Origin of the sequence: Acinetobacter sp. TSRC1-2 (assembly GCF_049895885.1) — a bacterium.
Taxonomy (GTDB): domain Bacteria; phylum Pseudomonadota; class Gammaproteobacteria; order Pseudomonadales; family Moraxellaceae; genus Acinetobacter.
Genome location: NZ_JAFCTF010000007.1, coordinates 153,133 through 172,500, shown reverse-complemented (window position 1 = coordinate 172,500; position 19,368 = coordinate 153,133). Strand labels below are relative to the sequence as shown.

Genomic DNA, 19,368 nt, shown 5'->3' with positions numbered 1-19,368 from the left:
CTTTGCGCTGATGGTAGTGTGGGGTTACCCATGTGAGAGTAAGTCATCGCCAGCTCATTATTCCAAAAGCCCCTGCTCTGCAGGGGCTTTTTTTATGCCGGTAAAATCTAAAAAGAGCTTGCGCAAAAAAGCTAAACTAAAAAAGACAAGAAAACTGTATCCTTTTATTATTCCAGCTGTCGTCGGGCATGTTTAAAGGCCGTTGTCAAGCCCTCTTCCAGGGTAGGGTGGTAGAACGGTTTCAGCAGGATCTCATCCAGGCTTAGCTCTTCAGAGAGGATCCAGCATAATAGATGTGCCATATGTTCTGCCGACACCACAAAAAGTTCACTACCTAAAAGCCTGCGGGTTGCTTTATCAATATAAACTTCGATAGCCCCGTGGTTTTTACCCAAAACCATGGCCCGGCCCTGGTTTTTATAGGACACAAAGCCGGTGACAAATTCAACCCCGGAGTAAGTCAGCTGTTGGAAACCCTGTCCAACAATAGCCATTACTCATTAGGGCATGTCCTCATTTTGCTTTGCCCCAAATAAACAAGCAAGCCAAGAACAACATGGACTTATAATTTCGAGCTAACTTTTCAAAAACAGTGGCAATACCACGAAAATGTTTTAAGCGAGCAAAGGTATTTTCAACGAGATGCCTGAAACGATAGAGGGAGTAATCAAATTTATATTTGACTTTCTACTGTTAGATTTTCTCGGAATATTAGGAATCATCCTATGATGTCGAGCGACTTCACGAATATGCTCTGAATCATCACCTTTATCTGCAATCAAGTAATCTGCCTCATCCACTAAATTGAATCAAGTGGCTTGCAACTTGATTGTCGTGGACTTCACCTCCAGTGATTTCAAAATCAATCGGATGTCCACTCGCATCGACGGCAAGATGAATCTTTGTAGTCGCTCCACTTGATTTTCCAATTGCTATATCTTCACCACGCCTAGCTCCATTTGCATGCTGATGCGCGCGAATGTAGCTTCCGTCAATGGAAACCCATTCTTTATCCAATATGCCTGGTAGTTTAAAAAAGATTCTCCCACAGCCCTTTGCTGGCCCAACGATTGAAACGGTTGTAGGCTGTTTGCCATGGGCAAAGGTCCTCAGGAATATCACGCCAAGGTGCAGCTGGTCGAAGTTTCCATAAGATGGCTTCCATCATATTTTTACTATGACGTGAACGGTAGCAGCCATAAAATTGCATGGTATTTTGGATTTGTGCCCAAATTTTATCAGTTATGACTCTGCCTGCCATGTTAGAAAACTTAATTTTAGAAGGGGGAGTGTAAGATATTTTAATTGAATAGATGAGAAGAATGAAATATATACATCAAATGAGAATACACCCTAGTGCGTTAAGGCAAAAGTAAATTCAATAAAATCTTGATAATAATTTAAATATTTTTAATAACTTATTGTTTTTAGACCCTAGAGTGGACTTTTTAAACATGAAGTTGGTTTACCTAAGACTTCTGGTAAATCACGCCAAGGACAGCCTGTTTGAATTCAATAAAGCATGGCTTCAATAAATAATCTTAAATTATGTTTGAAATAGATATCGAAATTACTGGGAAGGATTCTCAGCCTTGACCAAGATTGATCAGTCAGCATGGTGCGAGGCAGAGCGAGAAGTAAATTTGGTTTGGCGATTGAATTTTATTTTCTGGCTATTTTTTTGCATGGCAAATGTCAATAAACCCTAATCTGTCGAATTTCAAAAATTGTATGATTTTTAATAATTCTGTGCTATAAAATTATAAATCGGCATAAAAATTGCTTACAATAACTTTTCAAAAAAAGAGTAGGGGTATTATGAAGTTATCGGTTGGATTAAGAGTTGCGAACTCCTTGTCGTTGACACCGCAGTTGCAGCAAGCCATTCGTTTGCTTCAACTATCTAGTTTAGAGCTTGAGCAAGAAATTCAAATTCAACTCGATAGTAATCCTTTATTAGAAAAAATAGAAGAACAGTCAAATATTGAAAGTCTATCTTCTTTGGAAGAACAAGAACGTGACAATAAAGACCTAACCAATCAATTAAATGCCAATACTTTACCGGATGATTTACCAGTTGATACCGATTGGGATGATGTTTATACGCATCAACCAACGAGTTTAGGTTCACCTGAATATGAAGAACGTGAAGATAACCGCCAAGGTCATTTAGGCTTAAAAGAGCATATGCTTGAACAAACTAATTTATTGCATTTTTCACAGGTTGATAAACTAATTGCGCATTGTATTGTTGATTCTTTGGATGAAAAAGGCTTTTTGGATGCAGAAATTACAGAAATAACCACCACCGTTCAGCATTTATTAGAATCTATGGATTACGACGATGAAGTTGAAGATGATGAAGTGGTTGCGGTTTTAAAACATATTCAGCATCTTGATCCTCCCGGTGTGGCATCACGTAATTTGGCTGAATGCTTGTTGGTACAGTTGGAAATTTTACCTGCGCAAACAGCGTATCGTCGTGAAGCAATCACTTTATTGAGTCATTATGAATTATTGATTTCTAATGAGTTGGCAAAGTTAGTTAAACAAACAGGTTTGAATCCTGATCAATTAAAATGTGCGGTTGATCTGTTAAAAACTTTAAAAGCCTATCCCGGTATGGAGTTTGAAGAAAAAGATTCGGATTATCAAATTCCAGATGTGGTCGTAATGAAAAAAAATGACCATTGGCAGGTACAGTTAAATCCAGATATTATGCCGAAATTACGAGTTAATTCTTTTTATGCCAATATGATTAAACGTGCCGATCAAAGCAATGATAATCAATATTTACGTAATCAAATGTTAGATGCAAAAAACTTTATTAAAAGTGTAGATGAGCGCCATAAAACCTTATTAAAAGTTGCAACTTGTATTGTTGAACATCAAAAGATGTTTTTAGAAATTGGTGCAGAAGGAATGAGACCCTTGGTGCTACGTGAGATTGCCGAAGAGGTAGAGTTGCACGAGTCTACAGTATCGCGTGTAACCACCAATAAATTTATGCTCACCCCACGCGGTTTATTCGAGCTGAAATATTTCTTCTCTAGTCACGTGGCGACAACTTCGGGTGGAGAAGCCTCTTCTATTGCCATTCGTGCCAAAATTAAAAAGTTGGTTTCTGAAGAAAATCCACGTAAACCCTTATCAGACAATATTATTGCGAATTTATTGAAAGAAGACGGGATTGATGTTGCCCGTCGAACGGTGGCTAAATATCGAGAGTCGTTACATATTCCATCATCTTCTGAACGAAAAGTCTTGATCTAAATTTTAAAGTGTGGCTATTCTAGAGATTCATTATGACAAGATAATGAATCTCTTTTTACTTAAGGAATAGTTGAAATGATTTAATGTTAAATGTGCAGGATTGTATTTTTGCTTTCATTAGGTCGGCTTGACTATTCTTTTCTAATCCTAAAAGAAGGTGAGGGATAGAACTATGCAAATAACAATTCGTGGTCACCATTTAACCATTACCCCTGCAATTGAAGAGAATATTCGCCTTAGATTTACGCAAATGATAAAACATTTAGATCAAGTAAACAGTATGCAGGTCAAACTTTCGAAAGATCATCAAATAGATAAATTTTCTAAAAAAGGCAGTGATAATCATATTGCTGAAGCAATTATTCGCTTACCCGGGATAGAGATGTTTGCCCAAGCCAGTGCCGATGATATGTATGCAGCGATTAAAAAACTAACAGAAAAACTAAAAAGACAATTACATAAATACCGGAAAATGCAGATCGGGTATCAACCTGTGCTTGCATAGTTTAATTTTTAAACGAAAAGAGGTTTTTTTAAGACCTCTTTTTTTATGTATAAAATGTTATGCGTTAATGATTTATTTTTCATATTTATAGTAAAATGGCAGGTTTTTACACCGTTGGTCCTATAAGAGGTCTTTGTGATGAATAGTGAACAGCTCACTGAAATTTTAAAAGCTGCTTTTCCAGAGGCTGAAGTTGCAGTTAGTGGGCAAGGCGGTAAGTTTGATCTTCGAATCGTCGATGAACAATTCGAGGGCAAGCGTCCAGTCGCACGTCAACAAACGGTTTATGCTCCGTTAAATTCATATATTGCCAGCGGTGAAGTACACGCGGTAACTATTCGTGCAATGACCAAAGAAGAATGGCGTAAAGCAAGCTTATTCGGAGCTTAGAACTAAATGGATAAATTTTTAATTCAGGGCGGTGTTAAGCTCGAAGGTGAAGTGCGTATTTCTGGTGCGAAAAATGCAGCATTGCCTTTGCTTGCAGCGATGATTCTTGCGGATACCCCAATCACTTTAACCAATGTTCCCAACCTTAAAGACGTGAATACACTAGTGCAATTGATTGCCGGTCTGGGTATTCAAATGTCTTATGAAGGCGACACGGTTAAGGCTGATACCTCTACCTTGAACAATCAGTTTGCACCTTATGAACTGGTCAAAACCATGCGTGCTTCAATTTTGGTGCTTGGTCCATTACTTGCGCGCTATGGTAGTGCACAAGTGTCGCTTCCAGGTGGTTGTGCCATTGGTTCACGTCCTGTCGATCAACACTTAAAAGCATTAGAAGCTTTGGGTGCTGAAATTGAAGTGGAAAATGGTTATGTGCATGCTAAAGTGGACGGTCGTCTAAAAGGTGGTGAAGTCGTCTTTGACATGGTGACTGTAGGTGGTACTGAAAATATTCTCATGGCTGCAGTTGTGGCTGATGGGGTGACCACTATCCGTAATGCTGCACGTGAACCAGAAATTACTGACCTTGCGCAAATGCTCATTAAAATGGGTGCAAAAATTGAAGGCCTGGATACGGATACATTGGTTGTAACGGGTGTTGAAAGCTTGCATGGATGTGAATATGCGGTTGTTGCTGACCGTATTGAAACAGGTTCATACTTGGCTGCTGCTGCCATTACCGGCGGTAAAATCAAAACCACACATACCGATCCATCATTACTCGAATCTGTTTTAGACAAGTTTGAAGAAATGGGTGCAGAAGTGACCCGTGGTGATGACTGGATTGAGCTCGACATGATGGGTAAACGTCCGAAAGCGGTGAGCTTCCAGACTTTGCCACATCCAGAATTTCCAACAGATATGCAAGCGCAGATCATGGCGGTAAATGCCATTGGTCATGGTTTTGCCACTATTTCTGAAACGATTTTTGAAAACCGTTTTATGCATGTGCCTGAGCTTTCTCGTATGGGAGCAAATATTCAGGTTGAAGGTAATGATGCTGTGGTGACCGGTGTGGACAAACTTTCTGCAGCACCAGTCATGGCAACCGATTTACGCGCTTCATTCTCTTTGGTTCTTGCGGCTTTAGCTGCAGATGGGGAAACATTGATTGACCGTATTTATCATATTGACCGCGGTTATGAAGATATTGAAGCGAAGTTACAGGGTTTAGGTGCCCAAATTAAGCGAGTAAGTTAATGAGCGATATGAGAAACGATGATCCAAACTTTGACGTAATGGGCAATTTTGATCATGGTTTGACTTTAGCATTAAGCAAAGGACGTATCTTAAAAGAAACTTTACCCTTGCTTGAAACAGCAGGAATTAACTTGCTGGAAGATCCAGACAAATCACGTAAGTTAATTTTTCCAACGACACATAAGCAAGTGCGTATTTTAATTTTACGTGCATCTGATGTACCCACTTATGTTGAAAATGGTGCAGCAGATATTGGTGTCGCAGGTAAAGATGTGTTGATGGAACATGGCGCGCAAAACGTGTATGAACCATTGGACTTGAAAATTGCTGTATGCAAACTCATGACAGCCGGTAAAGTGGGGATGGAACGTCCGAAGGGTCGTTTAAAAATTGCCACTAAATACGTAAACTTAACCCGTCAATACTATGCAAGCCTTGGTGAGCAAGTGGATGTGATTAAACTTTACGGTTCAATGGAACTTGCACCACTTGTGGGTCTAGGTCATTATATCGTCGATGTGGTTGATACTGGTAATACACTTCGTGCCAATGGTCTTGAACCACTTGAAGAAATCTGCAAAGTTTCTTCACGCTTGATTGTGAATAAAGCCAGCTTTAAACGTAAGCAAACTTTATTGAACCCGATTCTTGCACAGCTTGAAAAAGCAGTTGATGATCGTGAAAAAACAAAACAAGCTTAATTTCTTGTTCAAATAAAACCGTCCAATTGGGCGGTTTTTTTTATAGATCATAAAATGTATAGAAACACGAGTTTAATCAATTTCACCGAAAGCTATTTCCAATAAAACTCATAGTGATAGTCAGAGCTAACTACCGACAAATGCAGATAAAACAGGTAAACTAAAGCTTCCCTTTATTTTCATTGTGGATAAATTGATGCGACGTTTATCGACTCAGGATCAAAATTTCAAACAAGTCTTTGCTGATTTGTTGGCTTTTGAAACCGTGAGTGACCCAGAACTTTTAAAAACCGTAGACCAAATCATTGCTGATGTTCGTCAGCATGGTGATGCTCATGTTCTTAAACTCACTCAACAGTTCGATCGACATCCAGCGCATCAGTTTTCAGATCTCGAACTCACTCAAGAACAACTCAAAGTAGCTTTTGATGGTTTGGAATCGGAAGTTCGGGAAGCCTTGAAATTGGCTGAAAATCGAATTCGTGAATTCCATCAAGCACAAAAGCAAGATGGCTGGACTTATGTTGATACCTTGGGCAATACACTGGGACAAAAAATTACGCCGCTTGATCGTGTCGGGATTTATGTGCCGGGTGGTTTAGCCTCTTATCCCTCTTCAGTACTCATGAATGCTGTTCCTGCGCATGTGGCAGGTGTTGCTGAAATTATCATGGTGGTTCCAGCGCCAAATGGCGAGTTAAATCCACTGGTGTTGGCGGCAGCTTATTTGGCGGGTGTGACTCGTGTATTTACCATCGGTGGCGCACAAGCTGTAGCAGCTTTGGCATATGGTACAGAAACGGTTCCGGGCGTAGATAAAATTACAGGTCCAGGTAACCGCTTTGTTGCAGCTGCCAAACGTGCTGTATTTGGTCAAGTCGGTATCGACATGATTGCTGGACCATCTGAAATTTTGGTTTATGCAGAAGGCGAAAATAATGCAAAGTGGTTGGCGATGGATCTATTGTCACAAGCTGAGCATGATACTGTGGCTCAAGCTGTGTTCATTACACCCGATGAACAGCTTTTAAATGATGTTGAACAAGCCATTGAAGATCATCTAGCTGAATTGCCTAAAGCTGAAATTGCACGTACCTCTATTGCCAATCGTGGCGCTTTGGTTTTGGTAAAAGATCGTGCCGAGGCGATTGATTTGATCAATCAAGTTGCTCCTGAACATTTAGAACTTTGCTTGGATGAAGCACAGGAAATGGCGGAAGAAATTCGTCATGCTGGTGCAATTTTCATGGGGCGTTATACCCCAGAAGCCATTGGCGACTACTGCGCAGGTCCAAATCACGTTTTGCCGACCTCGGGTACCGCACGATTCTCATCACCGCTGGGTGTGTATGATTTCCAGAAGCGTTCAAGCCTGATCATGTGCTCACAAGAAGGCGTGAAAACTTTAGCGAAAACCGCTGATGTGTTAGCGCAACAAGAAAACTTGGATGCCCATGCGAGATCAGCAAGATATCGTTATCAATAATATAAAGTGAAGAGCTCTCCATTCAGTAATGAATGTTCCTCTCTCTGAACGAGCTTTAAGGATTGCTTAAAAGCAAAGTACAAGAGAGGTTAGGAGAGGGCAAAGAATTTAATATTCATTTCGGTTTGGGATTAAGTTTGACCTCTCCCAAACCTTCTCCTAAAAGGAGAGGGCTTACGTGAAGTAAGTTGAGTGCATTAAAGAGATAAAAACAATGTCTACCATCACGACACAACAAATGCGTTTTTGGAGTCCAGATGTACGTGAATTAGAACCGTACACACCGGGCGAACAACCGAAAATTCAAAATTTATTGAAACTGAATACCAATGAAAACCCGTATCCACCCTCTCCAAAAGTGGTAGAAGCGGTACAAGCGGTATTAGAAAACTCAGCAGATGTATTGCGTTTATATCCAGACCCTGATGCATCAGAGTTGAAATCGGCTATCGCAAAGCAACAAAATGTACCCGTTGAGTATATTTTTGTTGGAAACGGTTCAGATGAAGTTCTAGCACATATTTTTAAAGCATTTTTTGTGCAAGATTTGCCTGTCCTTTATTCGGATATTACTTACAGCTTTTATCCAGTTTATAGTCAATTCTTTGGGGTAAAAACCAAAGTTTTACCCCTCAATGATGCTTTTGAAATTGTGGTGGATGATTATAAAAAAGCCAATGGCGGGATTATTATCACTAATCCGAATGCACCAACCAGTATTGCATTGGGACTGTCTGCAATTGAAGAAGTGCTGCAAGCGAATCCTGATTCAGTCGTCGTGATTGATGAAGCATATGTTGATTTTGGTGCGGAATCAGCAGTGAGTTTAGTGGAACAATACGAAAATTTAGTCGTGTGCCAAACCACATCTAAATCACGTTCATTGGCGGGTTTACGTGTAGGATTTGCCATTGCTCAATCACATCTTATTGCCGCGTTGGAAGCGGTAAAAAATAGCTTTAACTCATATCCAATCGATCGTTTTGCGATTGCAGCTGCCGTGGCCTCATTTGAAGATCAAGCTTACTTTGAGGCACAATGCCAAAAAGTGATGGATAGCCGTGAAAAGTTGGTTACTGATTTAGAAGCTATTGGTTTTAAGGTTTTACCCTCAAAAGCTAACTTCATTTTTGCATCACTACTAAGTAAAGATGCAGCTGAATTGGCAGCTGAATTACGTGAACGCGGCATTATTGTGCGCTATTTCAATAAGCCACGTATTAATCAGTATCTACGTATTACCATTGGTACAGATGAACAAAATCAACGTCTTGTTGATACTTTAAAAAATGAGATCTTGGCTTAAGCTCTTTTTAAAAGAGCCAAGTTAGGATTCTTTCTGCCATGTATTGAGTAAATCAAGCATGGCAGAAACTTTATCAAAACATTCCTGGTATTCTGCATCACAATCTGAGGCAATGGTGATTCCACCACCTGCCCAAATGGAAACATCTTCCTGATATTTTTGGATGGAACGAATTAAAATATTCCAAGAGCCTGTACCATCAAAATTAAAATAGCCCATTGATCCACAATAAGCCCCGCGGGGCGCCCCTTCAAGTTCATCAATAATCTGCATCGCGCGAATTTTGGGTGCTCCTGTAATGGAACCACCAGGTAATGCAGACATTAATACATCAAAGGGGTTGATATCTTGCATTAATGTGGCTGTGACTTCACTCACCATGTGATGGACTTGGTTAAAAGATTCAATTTGAAAAAGTTGCGGTGTTTTTACTGAACCAGTTTCTGCATACACACTTAAATCATTGCGCAGTAAGTCGACAATCATCACATTTTCAGCCTGATCCTTTTTCGAATGAATCAGGTTTTTTTTGGATTGTTCATCTTGTTTCGGATCAGTATAACGGGGCATTGTACCTTTGATTGGTCGAGTGACAATTTTTCGATTTTCTTCAAAATTAATAAACAATTCAGGTGAACAGCTTAATAGTTCAAAGTCATCAATCTTTAAATAACCCGAATAAGGTGCATCGGTGAGTTTCCAAAACTTTTCAGCTGTGGTTAACAAGCATCCTTGAGCTTTTGCTGTAAATTCTTGAGTCAGATTAATTTGATAGCAATCACCGGCTTTAATATAGTTTTGAACTTTCTTAAAGGCAGTTACATATTCATATTTATTCCAGCGTGCACTGCAAGGTTGAGTGAGGGAGAAAGAGGGGTGTCTTTTGTGTTTTATTGCATTCTGAATCACTTGAAAAATGCTTTCAGCCTCATCTTCATCGCTAAAAAAAGTCCACCCCTGAGAGGTAAGTTTAAGATAACTGCGATAAATACCTAAAAAGAAAGACGGCTGCTTTTTTTCTGTAATATAAACTTGTTGTTGTGCTGCATGATCATAACTGATAAAGCCAATTAATCCACCGTTAAAATCAGAATGATGAGTTTGGATATTATTTTTAAAAAAATGATTAAAATTAATAGATTGTGATTTTTTTTGATATTGATGTAGCGAAACTCGTGTGAAATTTTGAGTGAGTTGACCCTGTTTAAGCATATATTCAGACGCGAAAAAAGCGATCACAGGTTGCTTTACATTTTTCAAGTAAACCAAATGAGTGAGATGCGATAAAGAAGACAGTATTTGAGCTGTATTAAGCCATTGTTCAGTCAACAGTTTTTTAAAAAAAACAGGATTATCCATACGATGTTAAGTTATAAAAGGCTATACAGAGATAACGTATTCTATAACAATATTTATGCATAAAAACTGTAAATACCGTTTATCGGTAACATATGGATTACGACCAACAGCAGTTGAACAAAAAATGACACCCCTATAACTTTAGTAGGGCAAATAAGCTGCTCAAGGAAAGGTTCCATTAGTTGTCCAAAAATAAAAAACAACATGGAATATCGAGTGGTTGACAATCAAAACAATAATACTCTTGGGAGAGTACGAGATGAAAAAATTTACTAAACTTGCTTTAGTTTCTTCATTAGCAATTAGTGCTAATGCGATGGCAATGCAAGCAATGGATGATGCTTCGTTAGGTGCTACAACTGGTCAAGATGGTATTAACATCGGGATTGGTATTTCTAGAATTACCATTGATAAAATGTTTGTTCATGATAATGATGGTTTAAGTACGAAAGATGCCAATGGTGTAAGTACTCCGGTTACTGCTTTAGGGGGTACTGGTAATGCAGGTGCTATTTCAATCAGAGGTGCAACAAATTCAGAGGCAATCACATTAACCAATGGGGCTACAATTGATCGTAAAGATCAGGGTATCTTTATTGGTGCAAACTATCAAGCATTGTTAGCTACTGGTAACCTTGCTGATTTACAAATTGATAGTGATGCTGGGGCAGGCAATGGTAATACTGCATTTATCAATATTGCAGCTCAAGTTTCTGGCTTAGAAATTCACCTTGGTGAGATTGGTGTAACTGCATCTGGTACAAATGATCCTACAGCTAATATCCGTCGTGGCGGTAAGGATGACAACTACAATGCAATCATCAGTGGCTTGTCTGTTAAAACAGGTAAAATGACTGCAAATATTCAGTTGGGTGCAGCTCCTCAAGGTGCAATGATTAAATTAGACAGTAAAATGATTGGTGGTCTTGAAATTAAAAACTTAGGTATTCTAGATAACTCAACCAAGGGTGCTTTAGTTGCACAAATTCCAGGTACTCCTCCAACTAATATTACTACAACAGGCCCGGGTGAAATCTTCATTGAAAGCATCAAGGTTGCTGATGCGAATACAAATGATTTAACCATGAAGGCTAGTGTGAGTGTGTTTGGCGAGTCATCAGCGAATAAAGGCTTCGTACGTATTGTCAGCACAAATGACAAAATTGATAATTATGTTAAAGGCATCCATTTAGGTAGTCGTGCTGGTGGTTCTATTGGTGATGTAGAAGTTCAAGGTCTACAAACATTCTATGGTGCTAGCTATACTAAAGGTTCTGTAATTAGTATTTCTGGTCGTTAATTTTATATAAAAAAAGCGCGTGAAATCACGCGCTTTTTTTTACAAAAATAATGTGAAATTTTTCAAAAAACCTAAAAAAAAGCTGTTTTTTTTATAAAAAAGGGTATCTTCCTTTTTACATGGATGTAGAGCATAAGCTCTAAAAAAATAATGAACAAAGGCGCGTCATGCCGATAACTAGAAAAGTTAAAAGATATGTTAGAGATTGCATTAGGCTCGGCATTGATGTACTACTTTGCCACAGAAGCCTTTGATATTAAGAAAAAACCCGCAGAAGCGGTCTATTACACAGAGACTCTGGATTCTCGGCAGGATTCATTTAACCGGATGCATAGAGAGCCTGTCCTGATTAAACCCGCTTTACAAGATCAATTTCGTGGCATTGTCCGCCAAGCATATGACTACAGTTGTGGATCTGCCGCATTAACAACATTGTTAAATGGTTATGTGGGGACACAACTATCTGAACAACAAACTATGGAAGGTCTTTTAAAGTTTGGGGAAACTGAAAAAATTGTTGAACGTCGAAGTTTTTCTCTGCTAGATATGAAGCGCTTTGTAGGGGCGTTGGGGCTAAATAGTGGTGGATATAAAGGCGAATTTTTAGATTTAGTAAAGCAGGCAGAACCTGCAATCGTACCAATTTCATATGCAGGGTTTAAGCATTTTGTTGTTTTTAAAGCTTATAAAAATGGCCGTGTTTATGTAGCTGATCCTGCATTAGGGAATATCAGTTTTGATGAGCAGCGTTTTAAAGAAATTTGGGAAAATAATACACTTTTTTTAATTAATGTAGCCCCTGAACAGCGAAAAAATTTATTGGCTCTGCATGATTCAGATTTAAGACATGTGGAGGATGCAACTGTTAATCGTTATGCATTTATTAATATGCAATATCCGCAATTTTATATGGAAAAGATTGCCGATAAAGCATCAACGATTCGTTTAGATAAAAACTTAAATGAAGAATCAGAGAGCTTTGGTCAACCGACATATAATTTTTTACGACTTTATTACAAGAGTAAATAGCGTTTAAAAGTAGCAGATTAAAAAAATAAAAATGGTGGGATGGAATATGAATCGTAAATGGATGAACAAAACTTTATTGGCTTTGAGTATTCAAATGACAATAGGGATTGCCTATGCAGAGGAACCAGTACTAGGGGAGTATGAGGTTGTCGATCAACAGGAAACTGAAGTTGAATCTAACTCGTCACAGACTGTAAATGAACAAACGGTAGCAGTGACAAATGCTGAGGTAGAGTCAGCACTCGGCGAATATGAAGCTGTCGAGGAACAGGAAACAGATGCGGCATCATCACCGCTACCTGTAAATACTAATTCTGTAGCGCAATCACAACCAGCAGATGAACGCTCACAAGCCTCTACAGCCTTGCAGCAGCAAGAGGGGGATGCGAGTAAAGAAGCTAATTTACAAGAAGTTTTCACTTCAAATGAAAGACAATATTCATTAATTAAAAAAGGTGATATTTCATCTTACTATGATATCGATTATACCTATTATCGTGATACACAAATTGATGCTGAAATGGCGAGAGGACAGCTTTATCAACTGCGTGTTCAAGAAAATGCGACACACTCAATTACCAATACTTTTACTGCGCAATATGGCATTTTAGATAATTTAACGTTTACGGCTTCGCTACCTTTAGTCGCAAAAACAGATTTATTAAAAGATACCTCTACCGCGGGTTTAGGTGATATTTCTTTTGGAGCGCGTTGGGAACCTTTTCCTCTAAAAGCTGGTCGGTTACCTTTAATCCTGTTTGGTAATATGTCCACTAAAACAGGGGATAGCCCATATGAAATAAATGCTGCAGATGATTTATCAACGGGTAAAGGTTATTACTCTGCGGGCGTTGGTGCAAGTACACGTAAATATATAGATCCAGTAGTGCTTTTCGCCTCTGTTTCCGCAAATTATGGATTTAAAGAAACTGGACTTAATCAACGTCGTGGTTCTCGAGTTATTGATGAGTTTACACCAGGGATTAGCGGTGGTTTTGCTTTTGGTTTTGCTTATTCATTCAACTACGATGTTTCTATGACTATGTCATATCAGCAAAGTTTTAATACGGGATCAGAGTTTACTTATAGTTCAGGTGAAAGCTATTCGCCAGCTGATCAAACCAGTTCTACTTTAGCAATTTCATTAGGTGTTCGTGTCTCACCCGAGACAATTGTGAATGGAACTGTGGGTATAGGCTTAACAGAAGATGCACCTGATGTCTCTTTAGGTTTGTCATTCCCACTTGATATTTTAGGTTTCGGCAAGAAACTACGCTAAGAGGGTGGTCGTATGTATAAGATTCGACTTCGCCCGTTAGCCGCAGCAATTATCATATCGGGCTGTTCAAGTGCAACTTTTGCTCAATTAGGGACCAACTTATCTGTTGATATCAGATCATTAAGTATGGGGAATGCGGTTACTGCAGATCCTCCCGGAATTAGTGCAATTCATTTTAATCCTGCAGCCTTGACTAAAATTGAAGGTTTGCAAACTGACGTACAAGGTATCCTTGCTAATTTCGATATTAAGCGAGAATTTTCGGTTCCTGCAGGCTATAACGTATTTGGTTATTCTGATGATCCAATGGTATGTAATGATGGACCTGAGGTTTCTTCGGATCTATGTACAGACTTCAAAGGGACCGTTAGTGGTGATGTAGAATACGTAAGTCTATATGTACCCGTATTGAAAAAGATGGTTGATCTTGGTGAAGGTTTTCCATTGGCAGCACCTACAGCAGGTATTGCTTACAATCCACCAGGTTCCAAAACAACTTTTGCGACCGCAATGTATGCACCGTTGGTTGCCGGTTTTGGTGCAGAAAATGGAAATCCAGGCAATTATATGGGGCAACAAGTTGCTCTAGAGCGGATTACATATTTATCACCTTCTATTGCATATGAAGTAAATGATCATTTATCGGTTGGTGCTTCTGTAGGTATGTCATATCAAGCCATTGGTTTAAAAACGGATTTACGTTTTCCAAATGAATTGATTGGTATGTTGAGAATGATCGATGAGGTGGTATGTACACCTTTTAAAGAAAACTCAGATATCATTACTGATATTTTATTACTCGGGATGTGTAATACCGAAGAAGGGATGAATCCATTCGGCCGATTTGGTCAAATGCAACTAGCTTTAGAGCAGTCACTTAGTCCGAGCTATAACCTAGGTGTTTTGTGGGAGCCGACTGAAGATTTTAGCTTTGGTATGGTCTATCAAAGTGCCGCAAAAATGCGTTTGAAAGGTAAGTATCATATTGATAATGCCAAAGCACCACGTGAATTAATTAAAGGCTTAATGTCATCCCCTACTGGACAAATTCTTGCAGCAATTTTAGGTTTTCCAAATGCTGTACCTGCAAGTGAGTCTGGGCTTGTTTCAATGGATTTTGAATATCCAGCACATTTTCAAGCAGGGATAAAATATAAGCTTTTACCCGATTTACAAGTCAATTTCGATGTAGGTTGGACAGACTATAAGGCTTGGGACAAGTTTAAATTTGAATTTGACCGACAAATTTCAGCATTAAAAATAGCGAAGTTGCTCTCTGAAAATATTGGAGATGCTTCACTAGCTTTGCCTATGGAATTCACTTCACCGTGGAATTTTGGAATAGGTTTGGAATATTCAGCAACAGATCGTTTGAAGTTGCGTGCAGGATATGAGCCTCGTACCAGTGCGATTCCTGATAATAAGCGTAATACCATGATTCCAATTAATAATGCGCAATTGTTTGGTTTAGGAGTGGGTTATCGTTTTGATGCTGATACTGATTTAGATCTATCAATAGGTTTTTTGCGTAGTAAAGACAAAATTCCTGCAAATACAAGTAGTTTAGCCAATCAAACGGGTGTAAATAATATCTTATTGAATCCATACGCTGGCTTAAATATCAAAACAGATACCAAAATAACGATTTTAGGATTGAACTATAGAACGAGATGGTAAGCAATTTGAAAATAATGAAAGGGAATTCATTGGTGAAATCAATACTTATGCTATGTGTAGCGCAGGTATCTTTTTCATATGCAGGCGAGTTTTATACTATTATTGGTCCCGATGGTCGACCGATGATCGTACAACAACAAATCCAGCCAAAACCTAAGGTTGTTGAAGTTTTAAAGCTGCAGCAACCTGTAACTACAATTCAAAATAATGTGCAAGAAGCTCAATCACAAAAAACGGTAGCTGAAATAAAGTTATCTAAACCTGCACAATTACAAGTAGAAAATGGATCAATTTCTGCTGTAACTAAAAAGAATAATTCAGCTCTCGTAAATGAAGAGCATAGCCACCCTCTAGTTCAAATTGAATCAAAAAATGTAGAACAAATAAAAGATGTTTCAAATTCCCAATCAACGCTTAAAAATGAGGAGATGAAAGTTCACTTGCCAGATACTTTGGTCAAGCAAAAAGAATCTGAAAATACGGATACTTTTATGATGATTGCTGGTGAAAAATATATTAAAAATGAATACTTAGAAAATAAAGAATTCAATTTAGAAGGAAAAAAACGTTTTTATGCTATGCCTGAAGGTGTCATTGATATCAAGCATGGAGCAACACGTTTACAAATGGTTGAGCGTGAAAAAGGAGTAAGCAAATCCCTGCTGCAATCGATTTTTAAAAAGAATCAAAAACAGGATACTGGCCCCATTACATTGTCATCGACTTATTATCGGGTTTCTCAAGCAGATGCCATTGAAAGTTTAGGTCAACAATGTATTAAGGATAAAAAAATTAAAAATGCGAAAACTGTCAGTTTGGATAAGGAAGTCAATGTTTGGCCCCGTGCCCCATTAAAAGAACAGTTTGATTTTGAAATTGTGAAAGTTTCCAATGCAATTCAGAATATTCAGATTAACTCTTATGCATCACGACAACAGAATCCGACCTTTTATTGGCCATTTGTAGTTTTTTTAGATTCGAGTGGTTGTGTGCTTGAGGGTACTGGGGGATTTAAAAATCATGAAGCTGTTCAGTCATTTACTACATATCAAAAGATTGAAGGAATCGTTCATATTCCTCCTCAAAGTCAATATATATTATTGACTCCTTTAGCTAGTGCAATAGATTTGGAAAACAAAGCACTCACCAATCAGGGTCAATTAAAATTAATAGCAATTCGCTAAGGATATAAGAAGAGAACTAGGATGAAAAATAAATATTTACTCCCCTTTGCTTTAACAACATTAATGGCTGGTTTAAGTGGTTGTGGTGGTGAGAGTGCCAATATTATCCCGGAAGCTTATGATTCAAGTACGGAAAATGGTGCATGTACTGTAGGTACGAATGGCTGTGTGCAATTTGCATTAGATTATCCACTGGATGGACTTAACTTTAAGTGTAGCAGTGATACAACCAACAGTTTTATTTCTATTATAGATATAGCCAATAATGTGGCTACTGGTAGCTGTAGAAATGGTGACAAAATCAGTTTCTTTATAAAAGGTGAAAAAGATAAAGAGATTAATCTGGGAACAGTGGATTTAAGTAAAATTGCGCTCGTCAGTACGACAGGGCATATTCCACGTTTGACCATTCTAGATATTGCACAAGGGATTACAGGACAGTCTGCAATAAATCTAGATCAGAGTGATGCGACAGTTAAGGTGGCAATGAGTCTGGTAAAAATTTTGCAAGTATTAGCCTTGGAAGATAATAAAATTGTTGAGCCGACAGATATTCAGGCTTTATATATTACCGATGCAATGCGAACAAAATTAGATCTGATTTTAAAGTCATTAACAACTCAACAAATCATCAATGGTGAATATGTAGCAATCATTAAACCATGGGTAGACGTAAGTATAATTACGGATAATCAGGCATTTGAAGTGGTTAAGAAGTTAATGACCATTGCCAGTGCAGCAGTATATCAACCAGAATTTTCTCTATTTTCTACCAGTGGTGTAGTGGGGAACTTGCTGTCGGGTTCTGATGGTTTGGTTGGTTGTAATAAAGATGTCTGTACTACAACGGATACATCCACCAAGTTTTTATTTGGGCATTTCATGTTAATTACTGATCGTCAGGGTTATACCTTGGGTAGTGGTTTACAATGGCGGGGTACTATTGCCACATCCTCATCTGCACTCAGTTCGGTGAATGCTGAATTGATCCGTAAGGCAAGACCAGTACGGATGACCGCTGCAGCACAGTCTCATTGGATTAATCCAGTCAGCAAAAAAATTGATCAGGATTATCAGTTTGATGTAGAGGATGTGGATTCTCAACCTCTGATGATCAATCAGGGTAAACTCTACAACGATTATATGATTGCCGGAAAAGAGAGTTTTTACAAACTACTGACCAAGAAAACCACACTCACTGCCAGTGATTTACTGGATTTGGGACAATGGCAGCAAAATACCAATTCGGGTGAGGTATATAAAGGTAGTTTAGACCTGTATAAAATTTTCCCGATTACCTATCTGGATAGAAAAGTCTTTAAATCGGTGAATAATGTGGCTTTAGGAGACAAGTATGTCTTTCCGCTGTATGCCGATTTAACATTCAAATTTACAACTACTGCAGTAGCTGATGTGAAATTAGGGATTGTTATAGACCGTAATGGGGATATTCGTACCAATATGAAGCCTGATTTTACTGAAAATGATATGTCTACAGATACAGCTAATGGCTGTAATGGCGAGGATATACTTCCCACTTCATTTAAGGATGCAAATAATGTACAGCAATACCGTTTAGGCACAATTGCACGTACCTTTACGCCAGAGCAATCGATTTCATTACGTATGATTTTAGCAGGTGAAACATTTTCAAAAATTGATGGTGCATTAGTCGGGATGAATTCCACAATTAAAACATCGGCTGATTCATCGACTGAAAGTATTGTTGTGGGTGGTGCATTATTGCGTTTGACCAACTTGCTGGATCCGTCAATACCCACTGGAACGAAACCACCAGCAGTAAGCTTTACTAACTCGGATAATAGTGCTGTGAAGTGGGGCAATAGCTTGGCGAGTTTTCAGGGTATTTATAATATAAATAACTCCAGTTCGGTGACTACCCAAGATACTGCACTGGCAAAATTGAATGGCGGGACTTTAGAACTATCTTTAGCGCCGTGTTATACAGTCAAAATTAAGTAATCCCAAAAAAAGCCCATCAGAGGATGGGCTTTTTTAGGAGCTTATTTTTTATTATATTGATTAACCGGTCTGATCTAAACGGGTACCTAAAGTTTCTAAATGCATGCTGAATGAAGCAGTTTTACGATCTTCAAAATAATGTTTTAAGGTACGTTCTACACTTGGAAAAGCCAGTTCAGACCAGGGAATTTCATGTTCTTCAAATAAACGTGATTCAATGGTTTCTTCTCCCGCACCGAATATCCCGTTTACCAAATTGGCTTTAAACAGAACATAAATTTGTCCAATTCGGGGAATATTGTACATACAGTAAAGTTGTTCTATTTCGACTTCAGCTTCCGCCTCTTCACGGGTTTCACGTGCTGCACCTTGCTCCATGGTTTCAAATAATTCCATATAACCTGCTGGAAGTGTCCATAATCCATAACGAGGTTCAATAGCACGGCGGCAAAGTAAAACTTTATTTTCCCAATGTACCAGTGCTCCGCAAATAACTTTAGGATTGATGTAATGAATATTGCCACAATCTGTACAAACACGGCGTAATTGATGATCGCCGAGTGGGGTTTTTTCCGTTGTTGTATGTCCACAAATTACACAGAAATTCATATTCATCGTCAATGATAAAGGTGT

16 protein-coding genes and 3 pseudogenes are annotated in these 19,368 nt (G+C 38.6%); 14 read left to right on the top strand and 5 right to left on the bottom strand.

From position 1 onward, the window contains the following. On the top strand, positions 1-196 hold a 196-nt coding region (locus ACP69Y_RS09605), incomplete at its 5' end, for a hypothetical protein (protein ID WP_425918186.1). Here ACP69Y_RS09605 and ACP69Y_RS09600 read toward each other — a convergent pair. The 3 pseudogenes from ACP69Y_RS09600 to ACP69Y_RS09590 all read right to left on the bottom strand — a co-directional run. Continuing rightward, positions 168-494 (bottom strand): annotated as a pseudogene (locus ACP69Y_RS09600) (dihydrolipoyl dehydrogenase); the annotation flags it as partial. The gene ACP69Y_RS09605 and the pseudogene ACP69Y_RS09600 sit on opposite strands and share 29 nt — an antisense overlap. Positions 495-513: 19 nt before the next feature. Continuing rightward, a pseudogene (locus ACP69Y_RS09595) lies at positions 514-1,261 on the bottom strand (IS5 family transposase). A gap of 129 nt (positions 1,262-1,390) precedes the next feature. Continuing rightward, positions 1,391-1,629, bottom strand: a pseudogene (locus ACP69Y_RS09590) (transposase); the annotation flags it as partial. A 189-nt stretch (positions 1,630-1,818) separates the two neighbouring features. Here ACP69Y_RS09590 and ACP69Y_RS09585 point away from each other — a divergent pair. From ACP69Y_RS09585 to hisC, 7 genes are all read left to right on the top strand, one after another. Beyond that, complete coding sequence (locus ACP69Y_RS09585; RefSeq protein WP_425918185.1) at positions 1,819-3,273, top strand: RNA polymerase factor sigma-54; 1,455 nt, start codon at positions 1,819-1,821, stop codon at positions 3,271-3,273. Between the two features lie 172 nt (positions 3,274-3,445). Then, positions 3,446-3,778 carry a ribosome hibernation-promoting factor, HPF/YfiA family gene (hpf, locus tag ACP69Y_RS09580; RefSeq protein WP_425918184.1) on the top strand — a complete coding sequence of 111 codons (333 nt, stop codon included), beginning with the start codon at positions 3,446-3,448 and terminating at the stop codon, positions 3,776-3,778. A 138-nt stretch (positions 3,779-3,916) separates the two neighbouring features. After that, positions 3,917-4,168 (top strand): BolA family iron metabolism protein IbaG, encoded by a 252-nt coding sequence (gene ibaG, locus ACP69Y_RS09575; RefSeq protein WP_004650949.1) that lies wholly within the window; start codon positions 3,917-3,919, stop codon positions 4,166-4,168. Positions 4,169-4,174: 6 nt separating this feature from the next. Beyond that, positions 4,175-5,431 (top strand): UDP-N-acetylglucosamine 1-carboxyvinyltransferase, encoded by a 1,257-nt coding sequence (gene murA, locus ACP69Y_RS09570; RefSeq protein WP_425918183.1) that lies wholly within the window; start codon positions 4,175-4,177, stop codon positions 5,429-5,431. Next, on the top strand, positions 5,431-6,132 hold the full coding sequence (gene hisG, locus ACP69Y_RS09565; protein WP_425918182.1) for an ATP phosphoribosyltransferase: 702 nt from the start codon (positions 5,431-5,433) through the stop codon (positions 6,130-6,132). Before murA ends, hisG begins: the two co-directional genes overlap by 1 nt. A gap of 184 nt (positions 6,133-6,316) precedes the next feature. Continuing rightward, a complete protein-coding gene (hisD, locus tag ACP69Y_RS09560) occupies positions 6,317-7,618 on the top strand; it encodes a histidinol dehydrogenase (RefSeq protein WP_425918181.1) in 1,302 nt (433 codons plus the stop codon). A gap of 214 nt (positions 7,619-7,832) precedes the next feature. Further along, complete coding sequence (hisC, locus tag ACP69Y_RS09555) at positions 7,833-8,924, top strand: histidinol-phosphate transaminase (protein WP_425918180.1); 1,092 nt, start codon at positions 7,833-7,835, stop codon at positions 8,922-8,924. Positions 8,925-8,945: 21 nt separating this feature from the next. Here hisC and ACP69Y_RS09550 read toward each other — a convergent pair whose 3' ends face one another. Further along, entirely contained in the window at positions 8,946-10,283 is a 1,338-nt protein-coding gene (locus tag ACP69Y_RS09550; protein WP_425918179.1) for an anthranilate synthase component I family protein, read from the bottom strand. 259 nt (positions 10,284-10,542) lie between these two features. Between ACP69Y_RS09550 and ACP69Y_RS09545 the strand changes: the two genes are divergently transcribed. From ACP69Y_RS09545 to ACP69Y_RS09520, 6 genes are all read left to right on the top strand, one after another. Further along, positions 10,543-11,583, top strand: coding sequence for a DUF6160 family protein (locus ACP69Y_RS09545; protein WP_425918178.1), 1,041 nt, complete (start codon positions 10,543-10,545; stop codon positions 11,581-11,583). 195 nt (positions 11,584-11,778) lie between these two features. Beyond that, on the top strand, positions 11,779-12,612 hold the full coding sequence (locus ACP69Y_RS09540; RefSeq protein WP_425918177.1) for a C39 family peptidase: 834 nt from the start codon (positions 11,779-11,781) through the stop codon (positions 12,610-12,612). Between the two features lie 46 nt (positions 12,613-12,658). After that, positions 12,659-13,891 (top strand): hypothetical protein, encoded by a 1,233-nt coding sequence (locus tag ACP69Y_RS09535; RefSeq protein ID WP_425918176.1) that lies wholly within the window; start codon positions 12,659-12,661, stop codon positions 13,889-13,891. Between the two features lie 12 nt (positions 13,892-13,903). Further along, entirely contained in the window at positions 13,904-15,568 is a 1,665-nt protein-coding gene (locus tag ACP69Y_RS09530; protein WP_425918175.1) for an OmpP1/FadL family transporter, read from the top strand. A 32-nt stretch (positions 15,569-15,600) separates the two neighbouring features. Continuing rightward, positions 15,601-16,752: a putative pilus assembly protein FilE gene (gene filE / locus ACP69Y_RS09525; RefSeq protein ID WP_425918174.1), complete on the top strand. Its 1,152-nt coding sequence runs from the start codon at positions 15,601-15,603 to the stop codon at positions 16,750-16,752. Between the two features lie 21 nt (positions 16,753-16,773). Then, on the top strand, positions 16,774-18,735 hold the full coding sequence (locus ACP69Y_RS09520; protein WP_425918173.1) for a hypothetical protein: 1,962 nt from the start codon (positions 16,774-16,776) through the stop codon (positions 18,733-18,735). A gap of 60 nt (positions 18,736-18,795) precedes the next feature. On the opposite strand, the gene ACP69Y_RS09515 is transcribed toward ACP69Y_RS09520, so the two are convergent. Next, positions 18,796-19,344, bottom strand: coding sequence for an NUDIX hydrolase (locus ACP69Y_RS09515; protein ID WP_425918194.1), 549 nt, complete (start codon positions 19,342-19,344; stop codon positions 18,796-18,798). Positions 19,345-19,368 lie beyond the last annotated feature (24 nt).